At 62.5% G+C, this 586-nt stretch carries 1 protein-coding gene and 1 pseudogene; both read right to left on the bottom strand.

The genetic code is table 11. The features are described from left to right. Nucleotides 1–141 (bottom strand): annotated as a pseudogene (locus AC1DWI_RS25835) (heme o synthase); the annotation flags it as partial. Nucleotides 142–150: 9 nt separating this feature from the next. Further along, a partial coding sequence (locus AC1DWI_RS25840; RefSeq protein ID WP_477726282.1) for a COX15/CtaA family protein occupies nucleotides 151–586 on the bottom strand: 436 nt, incomplete at its 5' end.

Here is a 586-nt window from a genome sequence, read left to right on the forward strand (position 1 = left end):
GGCCAGCACCATGCCGATCAATGCGCAAAACACAATGAGCTGCACAACGCGCGGCTTGGTCAGCGCATAGAACTGCGCGAACCTGGAAGAGGCGCGGGGCGAGGCAGAAGCCGGAGCGGCGGAGGGAGTACTGGGGTTCATGGGAAGTCGCTAGGCATTCAATTTTGACGCATGTGCTGCGAAGGTCCCGCTGCGGCTGGAAAAGACCACGCCGCTGAGCACAATGACGAGGGCTGCCGCACCGCCGGTATGCATGACCGCAGCGAACAGGGGCCAGCCCAGTACGGCGTTGCTGATGCCCGTGACAGCCTGCAGCAGGATGAGCCCGGCCAACCATCGCGCGGACAAGCGATACGCGGACATGCGGTGCAGGCAAAAGGCGAGGACGAGGAATACGGCAAACACGAGATAGGCCACCAGGCGGTGCACATAGTGAATGGCGGTGAGCGCCTCAAAGCTGATATTGGCGCCGTCATGGCCCGCACCGAGTTCGCGCCACAGCGTGAAGCCCTGGCGAAAGTCCATGGCCGGCCAGAGTGAACCTTGGCAACCCGGAAAATCTGTGCAGGCCAGCACGGCATAGTTG

The sequence above is a fragment of the Polaromonas sp. P3_C2 genome (assembly GCF_056402675.1).